The 15,315-nt window shown below is 46.4% G+C and carries 11 protein-coding genes; 1 reads left to right on the plus strand and 10 read right to left on the minus strand.

Going from position 1 to position 15,315, the window contains the following annotated elements:
• Positions 1-62: 62 nt before the first annotated feature.
• From leuB to tgt, 3 genes are all read right to left on the minus strand, one after another.
• A complete protein-coding gene (leuB, locus tag BLHYD_RS09350; protein WP_005946166.1) occupies positions 63-1,145 on the minus strand; it encodes a 3-isopropylmalate dehydrogenase in 1,083 nt (360 codons plus the stop codon).
• Between the two features lie 264 nt (positions 1,146-1,409).
• On the minus strand, positions 1,410-1,712 hold the full coding sequence (gene yajC, locus BLHYD_RS09355) for a preprotein translocase subunit YajC (protein WP_005946169.1): 303 nt from the start codon (positions 1,710-1,712) through the stop codon (positions 1,410-1,412).
• 144 nt (positions 1,713-1,856) lie between these two features.
• Complete coding sequence (gene tgt / locus BLHYD_RS09360; protein ID WP_005946170.1) at positions 1,857-2,987, minus strand: tRNA guanosine(34) transglycosylase Tgt; 1,131 nt, start codon at positions 2,985-2,987, stop codon at positions 1,857-1,859.
• 258 nt (positions 2,988-3,245) lie between these two features.
• On the opposite strand from tgt, the gene BLHYD_RS09365 reads away from it, so the two are divergent.
• Positions 3,246-7,502, plus strand: coding sequence for a 2-hydroxyacyl-CoA dehydratase (locus BLHYD_RS09365; protein ID WP_005946172.1), 4,257 nt, complete (start codon positions 3,246-3,248; stop codon positions 7,500-7,502).
• 236 nt (positions 7,503-7,738) lie between these two features.
• Here the strand turns inward: BLHYD_RS09365 and BLHYD_RS09370 are convergent, their stop codons facing one another.
• The 7 genes from BLHYD_RS09370 to BLHYD_RS09400 all read right to left on the minus strand — a co-directional run bounded on the left by BLHYD_RS09370 (position 7,739) and on the right by BLHYD_RS09400 (position 15,312).
• A complete protein-coding gene (locus BLHYD_RS09370) occupies positions 7,739-9,358 on the minus strand; it encodes a putative polysaccharide biosynthesis protein (RefSeq protein WP_005946174.1) in 1,620 nt (539 codons plus the stop codon).
• Between the two features lie 24 nt (positions 9,359-9,382).
• On the minus strand, positions 9,383-10,090 hold the full coding sequence (gene ung / locus BLHYD_RS09375) for a uracil-DNA glycosylase (protein WP_005946175.1): 708 nt from the start codon (positions 10,088-10,090) through the stop codon (positions 9,383-9,385).
• A gap of 10 nt (positions 10,091-10,100) precedes the next feature.
• The gene (gene hisF / locus BLHYD_RS09380; RefSeq protein ID WP_021844703.1) at positions 10,101-10,862 is read right to left on the minus strand and encodes an imidazole glycerol phosphate synthase subunit HisF; all 762 of its coding nucleotides are present in this window, start codon (positions 10,860-10,862) and stop codon (positions 10,101-10,103) included.
• Between the two features lie 4 nt (positions 10,863-10,866).
• On the minus strand, positions 10,867-11,484 hold the full coding sequence (gene hisH / locus BLHYD_RS09385; protein WP_005946179.1) for an imidazole glycerol phosphate synthase subunit HisH: 618 nt from the start codon (positions 11,482-11,484) through the stop codon (positions 10,867-10,869).
• A 183-nt stretch (positions 11,485-11,667) separates the two neighbouring features.
• Positions 11,668-13,140 (minus strand): sensor histidine kinase, encoded by a 1,473-nt coding sequence (locus BLHYD_RS09390; protein ID WP_005946183.1) that lies wholly within the window; start codon positions 13,138-13,140, stop codon positions 11,668-11,670.
• A complete protein-coding gene (locus tag BLHYD_RS09395) occupies positions 13,137-13,817 on the minus strand; it encodes a response regulator transcription factor (RefSeq protein WP_005946185.1) in 681 nt (226 codons plus the stop codon). The genes BLHYD_RS09390 and BLHYD_RS09395 overlap by 4 nt, the downstream gene beginning before the upstream one ends.
• A 40-nt stretch (positions 13,818-13,857) precedes the next feature.
• Positions 13,858-15,312, minus strand: a complete 1,455-nt coding sequence (locus tag BLHYD_RS09400; RefSeq protein WP_005946187.1) for an acyltransferase family protein — start codon at positions 15,310-15,312, stop codon at positions 13,858-13,860.
• Between the last annotated feature and the right edge of the window lie 3 nt (positions 15,313-15,315).

Here is a 15,315-nt window from a genome sequence, read left to right on the forward strand (position 1 = left end):
TCTCTCCTGTTCTTCTATCGTATTTCAGGGAATTCCCCCGTGTTTATCTGCGTCTTTGCCCATTAAATTCTGCTACAAATCAGATCTCCCATTTGACGAGTTCCCACCAAAGTACAGCCTTCTGACATAATATCACCGGTTCGGTATCCTTCGGACAACACTTTTTTAACCGCATCTTCCACAGCCTTAGCCTCCTCGTCTAAATCCAGAGAATACCTCAGCATCATAGCAGCCGACAAAATCGTCGCGATTGGATTGGCTTTATCCTGTCCTGCAATGTCCGGCGCAGAACCGTGGCTCGGCTCATACAGACCAAATTTTGTCTCATTGAGGCTTGCCGACGACAACATTCCAATGGAGCCTGTTACCATACTCGCCTCGTCCGACAAAATGTCCCCAAACATATTCTCTGTCAAAATCACATCGAACTGACCAGGATTCATCACAAGCTGCATCGCACAGTTATCTACCAGCATATGCTCCAAAGTCACATCTGGGTACTCTGCTGCCACATCTTCTACCACGCTTCTCCAAAGTCTGGAAGAATCCAATACATTTGCCTTGTCCACACTCGTAACCTTCTTGCGGCGTTTTCTGGCAATATCAAAACCACGTCTTGCAATTCTGCGAATCTCATTCTCATCGTAAGTCAAGGTGTCAATCGCTCTGCGGATTCCATTCTCTTCTACCGTCTTTCTCTCTCCGAAATATAGGCCCCCTGTCAGCTCCCTCATAATCATCATGTCAAATCCGTCTCCAATAATATCGCTACGAAGAGGGCAAGCTGCTCTAAGCTCTTGATACAGATACGCTGGCCGTAGATTTGCAAACAGGTTCAGAGCTTTGCGGATACCCAGCAGGCCGGCCTCCGGCCGCTTCGACGGTTCCAGCTTATACCAGGGTGAAGTAGCTGCATCACCTCCGATGGAACCCATCAAGACTGCATCGGCGGCTTTCGCTCTCTCGATGGTCTCCTCAGTCAGAGGTACACCGCACACATCGATGGATGCCCCTCCTAGTAAAAGCTCCTCATAGTGAAATGTATGGTGATATTTTTCACAAACTTTGTCCAGAATTTTCTTCGCTTCCCGAACAATTTCCGGCCCAATTCCATCGCCGTAAATCAATCCCAGTCTATATTCCATGGTTTTCCATCCTTCCCTTCTGGTAATAAATTTAAGTATATTTTAATATGATACTCTACATCACTAATATTTTCAACCACTTCCCTCAAAAAATAGGGCCCGGCTGGCGCTACCGCTTTCCTGCCATCCGGCAGTTTCGTTCTCGTTAATTATTTATCCTGATCTTGATACACAAAAACCGTTGTAAACTCCCCAAACACTTGCCTCTCCCGGCTCTCCCCCGGTTTGGCAGTATTTGGAAATTTACAACGGTTCGGGAAATTTCTATTCCGATACCGAAGTGCTTGCCTTCTCAACCTCAGCAATTGCTGCTTTACGCATTGGAATTCTGCAGTTACGGTTGTTACCAAATTCTACGATCACATCTTCCTCTGTCAGATCAATAATAACTCCATAGAATCCGCTTGTGGTGACAACGCTGTCACCAACTTCCATACTGGAAAGCATGGCATTCACACGCTTTTGTTCTTTCTTCTGGGGACGAATCATCAGGAAATACATAATTACAAATAAAATGACAATCCAGATAATCATTCCGCCAACTCCCATTGCACCCTGGCTGTTCATTGAACGATACCTCCTAAATAAAATGTTTCATTTTGTGTATATGGCAGAACCTACCCTTGGTAGGCAAGGCCCCTCTTTCATCCCTATGGGGTTCTGCGTTTCAATATGCACTACAGAACATCATACACAAAAATCGCAATTTCTTCAAGTGTTTTCTTCCATTCCAGCCAGTTTTTTCTCTTTATATTCCTCAAAATTTCCCGCGTCCAGAGCGTCCCTGATCTCTGTCATCATCGTATTATAGAAATACAGATTATGGAGAACACACAGCCGCATCCCCAACATCTCTTTTGCCTTCAAAAGATGGCGGATGTAAGCCCTACTGTAATTGCGACAGGCTGGACACTGACATCCTTCCTCAATGGGTCTGTCATCCAACTCATATTTTGCGTTGAACAGATTACGCCTTCCCTGGTTAGTATAGACATGCCCATGCCTTCCATTTCTGGACGGATAGACACAGTCAAAAAAATCTACCCCTCGGCTCACCGCCTCTAGGATATTCGCAGGTGTTCCTACTCCCATCAGATAAGTCGGCTTTTCCTTGGGCAAATGTGGAACCACCTCATCCAAAATCCGGTACATCTGCTCATGGCTCTCTCCCACTGCCAGACCTCCGACTGCATAGCCATCCAAATTCATCTCAGAGATCTGCTGTGCATGAGAGATACGGATATCCTCATAGATCGCTCCCTGATTGATGCCGAACAAAAGCTGGTGAGGATTGATGGTGTCTTCCAGAGAATTCAGTCTTGCCATCTCTTCCTTACAACGTCTCAGCCAACGGGTCGTGCGTTCCACAGAATTCTGAACATACTCTCTGGTAGCCACACTAGAAGGACATTCGTCGAAAGCCATCGCGATCGTGGACGCCAGATTCGACTGAATCTGCATACTCTCTTCCGGCCCCATAAAAATCTTTCTCCCATCGACATGGGACTGAAAGTATACGCCTTCCTCTTTGATCTTACGAAGCCCTGCAAGGGAAAAAACTTGAAATCCGCCGGAATCCGTGAGAATCGGCCTGTCCCAATTCATAAATTTATGCAGTCCCCCCAACTTTTTGATCACCTGATCACCTGGACGCACATGTAGATGGTATGTATTGGACAGTTCCACCTGAGTGCCAATCTCATGCAAATCCACCGTGGATACCGCCCCTTTAATCGCAGCGGCTGTCCCCACATTCATAAAGACAGGTGTCTGAATGGTTCCATGAACAGTTGTCAGCTTCGCTCTCTTCGCTCTGCCTTCGGTTTTTAATATCTGATACATTCGCCTTCCTCATTTTCTTCATTCTTTGCCCAGTGCAGTGCACACAGGCATTACCCGTTCAGTATATCTTGAAAAGTTCTGAAATTCAAGTCCATATCAGGATATAAATTGTTAAGTTTTAACTGTTGTATTTTGAGAACTCCTGTCGTATAATGTTACCGACCAAAAAAACTATCTATTATAAATAAGAAAGAATTATGTTGTCATATCGTGCCAGCACGATCACTATACAATTAATATGAAAAAGGAGGTACTGTTTTGGCTGTCATTTCATCTACAGACGATTTTTATCGTTTAGGTATCGACATCGGTTCAACCACAGTAAAAATAGCCATTCTCGACCAAGACAATACTCTGTTGTTTGCAGATTATGAACGTCATTTTGCTAATATCCAGGAGACTCTGGCAAATCTTCTGGCAAAAGCCCAGGATAAATTAGGGGAACTCATTGTACACCCAGTAATTACCGGTTCCGGAGGCCTTACCTTGGCCAATCATCTAGAAGTTCCATTCGTGCAGGAGGTAATCGCTGTATCTACTTCCCTGGAGACCTTCGCTCCAAAAACAGACGTTGCTATTGAGCTAGGTGGAGAGGACGCAAAAATCATCTACTTCGAAGGCGGAAATATCGAACAGCGTATGAACGGCATCTGTGCCGGAGGCACCGGCTCTTTTATCGACCAAATGGCTTCTCTGCTCCAGACGGATGCGTCTGGCTTAAATGATTACGCCGAACACTATCAGGCACTCTATCCCATAGCGGCCCGGTGCGGTGTCTTCGCCAAATCGGATATTCAACCCTTAATCAATGAGGGCGCCACGAAAGAAGATTTGGCCGCTTCTATTTTCCATGCAGTCGTAAATCAGACCATCAGCGGACTGGCCTGCGGTAAACCTATCCGCGGACATGTGGCCTTCTTAGGCGGCCCGCTCCATTTTTTGACTCAGCTGCGCCAGGCATTTATCCGCACCCTAAAGCTAGATGAGGAACATACCATCATTCCTGAAAACTCGCATCTGTTTGCAGCTATGGGGTCCGCACTGAATGCAAAAGAAGAAGTATCCGTCTCTATGTCATCCATGAAAGATCGGCTGGCTGCTTCTATCAAACTAGACTTCGAGGTTGCCCGCATGGAACCTCTCTTTGAATCTGAGGAAGACTATCGAGAATTTGAAAAGCGTCAAAGTCAGTACAATGTGGCAACCGCAGATCTGTCCACCTACGAGGGCAACTGTTATCTCGGAATTGACGCAGGTTCTACCACCACAAAGACAGCTCTCGTCGGGGAAGACGGAACCCTGCTCTATTCTTTCTACAGCAACAACAATGGCAGCCCCCTAAACACAGCAATCCGTTCTATTCAGGAAATTTACCAGCAGCTGCCACCTAGCGCACACATCGCCTATTCCTGTTCCACCGGATATGGAGAAGCTTTGATCAAAGCAGCTCTTTTGTTGGATGAAGGAGAAGTAGAGACCGTGTCTCACTATTACGCGGCCGCATTTTTTGACCCGGAAGTAGACTGTATTCTGGATATCGGCGGCCAGGATATGAAGTGTATCAAGATCAAAAACCAGACTGTAGACAGCGTTCAGCTCAACGAGGCCTGTTCCTCCGGCTGTGGCTCTTTCATCGAAACTTTTGCGAAATCCCTGAACTACAGCGTATCTGATTTCGCCAAAGCAGCTTTATACGCAAAGCATCCCATTGATCTTGGTACCCGTTGTACGGTATTCATGAATTCCAAAGTCAAACAAGCACAAAAAGAAGGGGCTGAGGTCTCGGACATTTCCGCCGGACTCGCCTACTCTGTCATCAAAAACGCGCTTTACAAGGTCATCAAAGTATCCGATGCCTCCGAGCTTGGACGCCATATTGTCGTACAGGGCGGCACCTTCTACAATGACGCAGTGCTGAGAAGTTTCGAAAAAATCGCGGACTGCCATGCCATCCGTCCGGATATCGCTGGCATCATGGGAGCTTTCGGAGCAGCCTTAATCGCCCGCGAACGATACTGTGCGGACACAGAGACGACCATGCTCCCCATCGAGAAGATCAATACATTGGAATTTTCCACTTCCATGGCAAACTGTAAAGGCTGTACCAATAACTGTCGTCTGACCATCAACAAATTCTCCGGCGGCCGCCAGTTCATCAGCGGAAACCGGTGTGAGAAGGGCCTTGGCAAAGAGAAGAACCAAAAGAAAATTCCAAATCTATTCGATTACAAATATAAAAAACTGTTCCACCGCGCTCCTCTGTCTCCACTAGAAGCAACTCGGGGACAGGTGGGAATTCCCAGAGTGCTCAACATGTATGAGAACTATCCATTTTGGCATACCTTCTTTACGGAATTGAAATATCAGGTGGTGCTCTCGCCCGGCTCTAGCCGGAAAATCTACGAACTGGGTATCGAATCGATTCCCAGTGAATCCGAGTGTTATCCGGCAAAGCTCGCCCACGGCCATATCTCCTGGCTGATTCGAAAGGGCGTCAAGTACATATTCTATCCTTGCATTCCCTATGAGCGGGTAGAATTTCCTGAGGCAGTCAATCACTATAACTGTCCAATCGTGACCTCTTACGCCGAGAACATCAAAAACAACGTGGATGAGTTAAGCGACCCTTCGATTCGCTTTTCCAATCCTTTTCTGGCTTTTACCTCAGAGGAAGTTCTCACAGAACGCCTGGTACAAGAATTTTCAAATCTCCCAGAAGCAGAAGTTCGCCAAGCTGCCCATAAAGCCTGGGTGGAATTGGAAAACACTCGGAAAGATATTCAAAAAAAGGGAGAGGAAGTCTTAGCGTGGATGGAACGTACGCACCACCGGGGAATCGTCCTGGCTGGACGTCCTTACCATGTGGATCCCGAAGTACATCACGGTATCCCTGAACTGATTAACAGTTATGAGATCGCAGTGCTCACAGAAGACTCCATCTCACATCTGGCACACATTGAGCGTCCGCTGCGTGTCAATGACCAGTGGATGTACCATTCCCGACTGTACGCGGCCGCGAACTTTGTAAAGACCAGGGAAGATTTGGACTTAATTCAGCTCAACTCTTTTGGCTGTGGGCTGGACGCAGTTACCACGGACGAAGTCTACGAGATCTTAGAGCGAAGCGGGAAAATCTATACCTGTCTGAAAATTGATGAGGTAAACAACCTAGGAGCAGCCAGAATCCGAATTCGTTCCTTGATCGCAGCCTTGAAAGTAAAGGAAAAGAAAAAACAGCCTCGGGTAATCCGCCCCTCTTCCATCTACAAGGTGCCATTCACCAAGGAAATGCGGAAAACCTACACAATATTATGTCCGCAGATGTCACCGATACATTTTTCTATCCTGCAAGCTGCTTTCAACGCAAGCGGATACCATCTCGAGGTTCTGCCCAACGACAACAAAGAAGCAGTAGACGTGGGATTAAAGTATGTAAACAACGATGCTTGCTATCCGTCTTTGATGGTGGTGGGACAGGTCATGCAGGCCCTGCTCTCAGGTAAATACGATTTAAATCGTGTGGCAATCATCATGAGTCAAACCGGAGGCGGCTGCCGCGCCTCCAACTATATCGCTTTTATCCGCCGCGCTTTAGAAAAAGCAGGTATGAGTCAGATTCCGGTGATCTCGGTGAACCTAAGCGGATTGGAGAGCAATCCAGGCTTTAAGCTGACTCCGAAACTGATTCAGCGAGTAGCCTACGGTGGTGTCTTTGGCGATATTCTGATGAAATGTGTCTACCGGATGCGCCCCTATGAAGCGAAAAAGGGTTCTGTCAACCGGTTACACAGAAAATGGGAAAAACGTTGTATCCAATTTATCAGTGACAAAAAAATCACACATAAAAAATTCAAGTGGATGTGCCGCAAAATGATTCAGGAATTTGATCAGATTCCCATCACAGACGAGAAAAAGCCACGGGTCGGAATCGTCGGTGAAATCCTGGTAAAATTTCTTCCCGCCGCAAACAACTATCTGGCAGAGCTTTTGGAGTCAGAAGGAGCGGAAGCTGTCGTTCCCGACCTCATCGATTTCCTGGCCTACTGCTTCTACAATCAGAATTTCAAAGTAAAATATTTAGGTTCTAAAAAGTCTGTGGCAGTCACAGCAAATATGGGAATTAAGGCCCTCGACTGGATACGAAGTGCCGCTAACCAAGCATTCCGTGAGAGCAAGCATTTTGAGCCTTCCGCAGATATTCGGGATTTGGCGAGAATGGCCCGTCCGATCGTCTCTACCGGAAACCAGACGGGAGAAGGTTGGTTCCTGACCGGTGAGATGCTGGAATTGATTCACAACGATGCCCCGAACATTGTCTGCACTCAGCCATTCGCATGTCTGCCAAATCATATCGTGGGAAAAGGTGTCATCAAGCAGATTCGCAAGCAGTACCCTCAGGCTAATATCGTGGCCATCGACTACGACCCCGGAGCCAGCGAGGTGAACCAGCTGAACCGAATCAAGCTGATGCTCTCCACCGCCCAGAAAAACTTAAAGAAAGATATTACGGTATAAAATCAAACAGCTCTATTCAAGGAGGATAACTCCAAGAATAGAGCTGTCTTTATGTGATAGGAAAACCCTTGTCACGCTAACGCTTGAAAGTCCTTTTCTATTCATAAACGCTCCGCTAAGGATGCGCACGCCGCAATGAGGAATTCACCGCTTTGCGGTGTTGCAGCGGCGCGCAAAGTGGGCGCTCCCCTCGAGATTGAGGGGAAGGAGGAACTGAAGTGGGTTTACACACCTTCTTACAGCATCCCCAATTTTCGACCTAGGCGAATCATCAAACCTCCGCCTGGAAGCGCACCTAACTCCTCAGCAGATGGTCTTCCCAATTTCAGATAACACACAAAATACGTAAGTCCTCCCAGTCCAATCGCAAGTACCAGGCAAAGAACACTGATCGGCACCAAAAGATATAAACCGTAATAGACTCCGCCTGCCACCAGTCCCATAGGCACAGACGCCAACAGAGGCGGAAGATACGCTTTTCTCCAAGGATTTCGATACCCCATATACTTCTTCATCGCCCGGTCATTCAACACACACATCACCACAGCGTACACAATCATCGCGCACACAATCGTGTAGACACCTAAATCTGTCAGAAACAGCAAAACTGCCATGACAATCACGTCCACTACCAGAGAAACTGCCGCGTTGATCATTGGAATTTTAGGTTTTCCAATTCCCTGAAGAACCCCATTGGAGATATTCGAACATCCGTTTAAAACAATGGTGACAGCGCCAATAATCAAGATATTTGCCGCCACCGGTGTGGAGACCGGAAACAACAGTCTTGTGATCGGTCCTGACAAAACCGCAAGTCCAACAGCAGCTGGAATGGAAATCAGCATACTAATCCATGCAGCCTGGTCCGTCTTAGCATTGGCACTTTTGATATCCCCATAGGCATAGTGGGCGGACACTTCAGGAATCATAGATGTGGGCGCCGTACTCGCCAATGTCAGAGGGATGTTGATAATCGTCATAAAATAAGAGTTCTGACTGTACAGGGATTTCACCACATCCTCCGCCACACCTTTGTATTCCATAATAGCAGAGTACATATAGCTGTTGATATAGCCATTCACATTATAAATAAATGCACTTAGAATAATCGGTGAAGCGATCAACACGATAATCCTCAGAACACTTCCATAACTCTCATCTGAGGATACTCGGTCTTTGCTCACTCTCCTGCGAATTCCCTTCCGGTTGATTCCATAAATCACAACCATCAGCATCAATGCTGCCAACACTCCCGCTCCAGTACCCATGGTCGCTCCTGCAGCTCCCCATCTTTGCTGCGTGGAATCGGAAGCCGCTGAAAAACTCACCTGCATAAAATGAACCATCAAAAGTGCGACGCTGGCATTGGCAATCTGTTCGAGAATCTGGGACAGGGAAGTCGGCATCATGTTCCGGTACGCCTGAAAATATCCCCGGAATACACCTAAAATACCTGAAAAAAAGATCGTCGGAGAGAGAACTCGAAGAGCCAGCCTAGCGTTCGCCATATTGGAAGGGATCAGTATAGAAGCCCCGAACAGGCAAAACAACGACACTGCACCACCCATAATCACCGCGTAAATTAACGCCCCCCGAAATACTCTCTGGGCATCCCGGTAGCGACCAAAAGCAATCCTCTCCGCCATGATTTTGGACACTGCCTGAGGAATACTAAAAGACGCAATCATCAACAGAATGAAATAAATGTTCTGCGCAAATTGAAAACAGGCAAATCCTTCGTTTCCCAACATAGAGGACAACGGTCTTTTATAAATTAACCCGATGATCTTGGATACCAGCGCCGCCACCATCAAAAAGGAGGCATTTTTTACCAACGTATTGTCCTTCTTACTCATTCCATCTCCATCCTTCTCATATTCCTAGAACACTGCATCTGTTCGATTCCCGGCCGCAGGTATATTCTCGATCTGCCAGTCGATGGGCGTCAGGCCATTGGCCCTTAAAAATTCATTCGTCTGGCTGAAATGTCTACATCCAAAGAATCCTCTGTATGCCGACAGGGGGCTAGGATGCGGCGCCTCCAAGATTAAATGTTTGGGATTGTGAAGCATACTTTTTTTCATCTGTGCCGGCTTTCCCCAAAGCAAAAAAACAATTGGTCGATCCTGCTGGTCCAAAACCTGTATCGCCGCATCAGTAAATTCCTCCCAGCCGATTCCTCTGTGGGAATTAGCCTGATGAGCCCGCACCGTCAACACCGTATTCAGCAAAAGAACTCCCTGTCTTGCCCATTTTTCCAGATATCCATTGTTGGGAAAATAACACCCCAAATCATCATGAAGCTCCTGATAGATGTTTACCAAAGACGGCGGAATCTCCACGTCCTTTTTCACAGAGAAGCAAAGACCATGAGCCTGCCCGTCATTGTGATACGGATCTTGTCCTAGGATCACTACTTTTACCTCATTTAAAGGGGTAAAATGAAACGCATTAAACATCTCCTGTGCAGGAGGAAAAATCTTTCTCGTCTGATATTCTTCCAAGACTTTTTTATATAATTTCGCATAATAAGGCTTGCGAAACTCCCCTTTGAGAGCCTCCAGCCATTCACCTTCCAATGCTGCCATAACGACTCCTTTATCTTCTGACCGGCACCTTACGATGCGCCAGATAGTTCTTTACTTCCTGTATCTCTAGTTCTTTGTAATGAAACAGCGACGCAGCCAGCGCTGCATCCGCCCCTCCCACGGTCAGAGCGTCATAAAAATGTTCCAGACTGCCCGCTCCTCCGGAGGCAATCACCGGTATGGACACACACCCGGCAATGGCACTGGTCAATTCCAGATCGTATCCTGCCTTCGTCCCATCGCAGTCCATACTCGTCAACAGAATTTCGCCCGCTCCCAAAGCTTCCACCTGCTTCGCCCACCAGACTGCATCCATTCCCATGTCAACTCTACCGCCATGCTTATAGATATTCCAACCACTGCCGTCGGCCCTTTTTTTAGCGTCAATCGCCACGACGACACACTGACTGCCAAATTTCTCTGCTGCCTCTCGGATAAGCTCAGGACGGTCAATCGCCGCGGAATTGATGGAAATTTTATCGGCACCCTCCCGAAGCAACATCCGAAAGTCTTCCACTGTGCGGATTCCTCCCCCTACCGTAAACGGGATGAACACATTCGCCGCCACCTGCCGTACCATATCCACCACTGTGGCCCTCTGGTCAGAAGATGCCGTGATATCTAAGAATACCACCTCATCCGCTCCTGCCGCGTCATAAGCTTTTGCTACTTCCACTGGGTCTCCCGCATCTTTTAAATTGACAAAATTAACCCCTTTTACCACTCTCGCGTTTTTCACATCCAGACACGGAATAATTCTTTTCGTAAACATCCTCTTAGCACCCTCCATCCAGCTTTGCAAAATTTTCAAGCATTTTCAATCCCCAGCTGCCACTTTTTTCCGGGTGAAACTGACAGGCAAAGACATTACCCTGTTCTACAGAAGCGTGAATCTCAACTCCGTACTGAGTCGTTGCTTTCACAACCGCAGGGTCCTCTGCCTTCAAATAATAAGAATGTACAAAATACACATAGGTCTGTTCCGGCACTCCTGCAAACAGCCTGCCACCATTTTTTAGTTCCAGAGAATTCCAGCCCATATGTGGAATCTTCAGTCCATCCTGGTGCAAAAGTCGCAAAACCTGGCCTTTTAATATCCCCAGACCCTCTACTCCCTCGCTCTCCTGGCTGGACTCAAAGAGTAGCTGAAGTCCCAGACAGATACCTAAAAATGGGGTTCCCCTGTCTACAATCTCATGAATCACAGAAATCAGACCATACTCTCTTAGTTTTCCCATTGCATCCCCAAAACTTCCCACCCCTGGCAAAATCACCTTGTCAGCAGCCAGCAGCTCCTTCGGTTCACGGGTCACCACAGGTGTCTCTCCCAGATGGAGCAGTGCTTTCTCAACACTCTTAATATTACCCGCATCGTAATCGATAATTCCGATCATACCAACCTCCGTAATTTTTATATCACTGTGCTGTCCGTACGTTTTTTCACCGACTTAGATACCGAAAAGAACAATGGCGAAACAGCACAGAATTTGACTTCTGTCTCGGCTATTAGTATACCGCATAAAAGCTTCAGGGTCAAAATGATTCTGCCCCTGAAGCTTTATTTTTTTAACTAATTTTTATCTTTTCTCCAGTTCAAACCAAAACTGTACACCATTTTTAAAATTCTCCACACCGCACTGCTGTCTCATGGATTCCATGATCGCCTTTACGATGGAAAGTCCAATGCCACTTCCTCCATACTCTCTCGTCCTGGCCTTATCCACTTTGTAGAACTTATTCCAAATCTGATCTAGATCTTCCTCAGGAATCGCTTTTCCCGTATTAAACACAGTCACCCTTACTATGTGCTCATCCATCTTTAAAATCTTGATCTCCACAATCTTATTCTCGTCCAGGTGATTCAGAGCATTGGTAAAATAGTTCGTGATGACCTCCTCAATCTTAAATTCATCAGCCCAGACCATCACAGGCTCCTGGCTGTTAAAGATCACCCTTGCCTCTTTTTGCTGTACCAGAATATCCGAAGCCTGAATCACTCCCCGAATCACTTCCACCAGATCGAATTCCTCCATAGTCACCAAATCCACACCGGACTCCAATTGATTCAAATTCAACAGATTTCTCACCAGCTTGTTCATCTTCGCGGCCTCGTCCATAATCACGTCGCAGTAGAACTCTCTACTCTCAGGGTCATCCGAAATATTCTCTCTCAGCCCTTCCGCGTATCCTTGCACCAAGGCAATCGGCGTCTTCAGCTCATGGGACACATTGTCTAAAAATTCTTTTCGCTTTTCATCAATACGGATTTTTTCTTCAATATCTCTATGAAGCTGCCCATTTGCCTGCTGTAACTCAGAAATCGTGTTCTGAAGCTGCATCGACATGAAATTAAAATTTTCTCCTAAGGTGTCAATCTCATTGCCAGCCCTACTCTCATACTTCACGCCAAAATCCAGCTTTGCCATTTGCTGAGATAGTTTTGTGAGCTGACAAATCGGTTTTGTAATTCTTCTGGTCACCAAGGCGATGATCACAAAGCTTATCACCAAAACAGCAAGTCCTACATAGAGGTAAAAGCCCTTTGAGATATTCACACTCTCCCGGATACTCTCTAGAGGCGTTCGTATAATGCAGTAGTTCTGGTTGTCCAGCTCTCCCCAAATCTCCACATAATCCATGTCCACGAAATTGTCCTCACTCTTTTGTATCACATATTGATCGCTCTGTTCTAGAACCTTGGTCTTTACCTTCTCCTTGCCACCTATTCCGTACAGATAGCCAAAGAGCCGAGAGGCCAACATGTCTTTCTCTCCGACCCCTCCTACGATGACTCCCTCCGGGCTTAATACTACCCAGCTTAAATTCTTCTCTGAGCTTTCTTTTATCCAGGTATCCGGAATTCCTTCTTCATTTTTCAGCTTTTCCAATTTCATAAAAGAAGATTTTAGCGTATCCTCTTTCTGGGTGATATAATAATCTTCCAAGAAAAACTGATTAATCAGCAAAATGGCCCCTAAAAACACAAACACCAGGCCTGTAAACAATACTGTGATCTGAAACCGCAGTGTGTGGGGACGCCACTCTCTCATTCTTCCACCTCGAACTTATACCCCATTCCCCAGACGGTCTTAATGTACTCTCCTTTTTCTCCCAGTTTACTTCTTAGCTTTTTTACATGAGTGTCAATCGTACGGGCGTCTCCAAAGTAGTCGTAATTCCAAACGGAATTTAAAATCTTCTCCCTTGACAACGCAATTCCCTGGTTCTCGATAAAATAGGAAAGCAATTCAAATTCTTTAAAGCTAAGCTCGATGGGACTTCCCTCCACCGTCACCTGGTGAGCAGCTTTGTCCACGACAATTCCACCCAAACTGAGAACATCTTCTTTGTTTGTTTGTCCCGTCCGGCGCAAAATTGCCTCAACCCGAGCCACCAGTATCTTAGGGCTGAACGGTTTCGAAATATACTCGTCGACTCCCAACTCGAATCCTAAAAGTTCATCTCTCTCATCCCCCCGAGCGGTCAGCATGATAATCGGAACTTTGGAATTCTTACGAATTTCACGGCAAACTTCCCAACCATCCATTTTCGGCATCATCACATCCAAAATAATTAACGCGATATTTTTATCAGAGTAAAACAAGTCGACTGCTTCCTCCCCGTCCGCTGCCTCAATCACCTCAAAGTTGTCGCGAACCAAAAAATCTTTTACCAGCTTGCGCATTCTGCTCTCATCGTCAACCACTAATATTTTTAAAGCATCCATCTTTTCACCCTCCTCCTTTTCTTCAAACTATAGCAAAAAATTATGTCGCTTTTGTGAATTTTTTTCTTGCCAGTAGACGCTTTTTCACCCGATTGATGCCGGCAACTGCCAAGATCTCCACAATCACAATCCCAACTCCTACCGCTCTTCGAAACCAGATTCCCTGCCATCCAAGACTTGGACAAACGACCCATGCTGCCCGAATTAAAAGGATATTCAGCAAGAAAAGCAAAAGACTATTGTCCCCCATCCATTTCAGAGCCCTCATCCCGACAAAAGATTCCGGCACTTTTTTCATGAGAGCTCCCAATTCTGCACATCCCAGAAACGCCAAAGGTGCAAATAGCAGCCAATGGCCGCAAAAAATTCCTACGACTTTTCCCTCGTGCAGCAGATAGAGTCCGCCAAACAAAATCCCTCCGACCCACATAGCTATTCGGTCCTTCCAGCCAAACGTCCATTTTTCCTTTATTGCAAAGCCCGTCAGCATTCCCAGCACATACACTGGGAACCTCGTAAATGCGATATTTAACCTGCCAAGCTCAAAGACATTTCCCAAAATTCCCGAGAACAGATAGCTACCCAGGCACAATCCCACAGTCCAAGCCACTCTCCTTCCTGGATTACTCAGCCTCCGGTAAATCCAAGGAGTCACCAAATAGAACAAAAGAATACAGGGAATATACCAATTGAAGGTCCCGTCGCCTCCTGTATAAAAACTAAGAGTCGTCAAATTCAACACCAGCATTTCCCAACCACAGTCTCCTGCAAAAATCATCATCAGACTGTAAATCCCTGCGACTGCAAAATATGCCGGCATAACCGTCACCAGACGCCTTCTCATAAAATTCGCCCAATTTTGATTTTTAGACAGAGAAAATACCATCCCCAGCCCAGACATCAGCATGAAGACGTCCACGCCTACATATCCGCAGCTGATAATCTTTCCGACAAGTGGCCCGCCAAAAGTTGCACGAACAGACTTCATGTGAAAAAGCATAACCAGAAGAATTGCCACTCCCATCAATTGGCTCCGGTATGTACTGATGGAATCCAGATGAAAATTTCTTCTCGAAATGGAATGGACACAGCCTTTTTCTTTGGAAGCCCTCAGCGCAAGAACTGCCATCATCACCCCACTGCCTAACACAGCACACAGCAAGTCCAGGCCCATCTCTATCCCAGAAAACTCTCTAGTTCCCACCACGAAAAAGTAAAGCCTCTCAGAGACGGAACAAAAAACTGCCAACGCCGCACCTCTCACAAACTGCCTCGCATTTTCTCTGGCCAAAATTTTTCCATGCTGCATTTTCTCCTCACACAACAATGCAGTAAAAGACAGTCCCAGGCAGAAATACAATCCTTGTCTGAACCAGCCTCCGGCTTTTATCTGTCCAAGTAAGGGGAACTCCATCCCTTTATAAGGAACATAACCGATCAATAATACTAAAATCAACATGACAGCAATCACATATGGAATCTTGTTCTTTCTCATATT

The sequence above is a fragment of the Blautia hydrogenotrophica DSM 10507 genome (genome assembly GCF_034356035.1).
Taxonomy (GTDB): domain Bacteria; phylum Bacillota; class Clostridia; order Lachnospirales; family Lachnospiraceae; genus Blautia_A; species Blautia_A hydrogenotrophica.

What these genes read in the sequence shown, in the direction of transcription:
- leuB (WP_005946166.1), bottom strand. Translation starts at nt 1,145, where the DNA reads ATGGAATATAGACTGGGATTGATTTACGGCGATGGAATTGGGCCGGAA.
- yajC (WP_005946169.1), bottom strand. Translation starts at nt 1,712, where the DNA reads ATGAACAGCCAGGGTGCAATGGGAGTTGGCGGAATGATTATCTGGATT.
- tgt (WP_005946170.1), bottom strand. Translation starts at nt 2,987, where the DNA reads ATGTATCAGATATTAAAAACCGAAGGCAGAGCGAAGAGAGCGAAGCTG.
- BLHYD_RS09370 (WP_005946174.1), bottom strand. Translation starts at nt 9,358, where the DNA reads ATGAGTAAGAAGGACAATACGTTGGTAAAAAATGCCTCCTTTTTGATG.
- ung (WP_005946175.1), bottom strand. Translation starts at nt 10,090, where the DNA reads ATGGCAGCATTGGAAGGTGAATGGCTGGAGGCTCTCAAAGGGGAGTTT.
- hisF (WP_021844703.1), bottom strand. Translation starts at nt 10,862, where the DNA reads ATGTTTACGAAAAGAATTATTCCGTGTCTGGATGTGAAAAACGCGAGA.
- hisH (WP_005946179.1), bottom strand. Translation starts at nt 11,484, where the DNA reads ATGATCGGAATTATCGATTACGATGCGGGTAATATTAAGAGTGTTGAG.
- BLHYD_RS09390 (WP_005946183.1), bottom strand. Translation starts at nt 13,140, where the DNA reads ATGAGAGAGTGGCGTCCCCACACACTGCGGTTTCAGATCACAGTATTG.
- BLHYD_RS09395 (WP_005946185.1), bottom strand. Translation starts at nt 13,817, where the DNA reads ATGGATGCTTTAAAAATATTAGTGGTTGACGATGAGAGCAGAATGCGC.
- BLHYD_RS09400 (WP_005946187.1), bottom strand. Translation starts at nt 15,312, where the DNA reads ATGAGAAAGAACAAGATTCCATATGTGATTGCTGTCATGTTGATTTTA.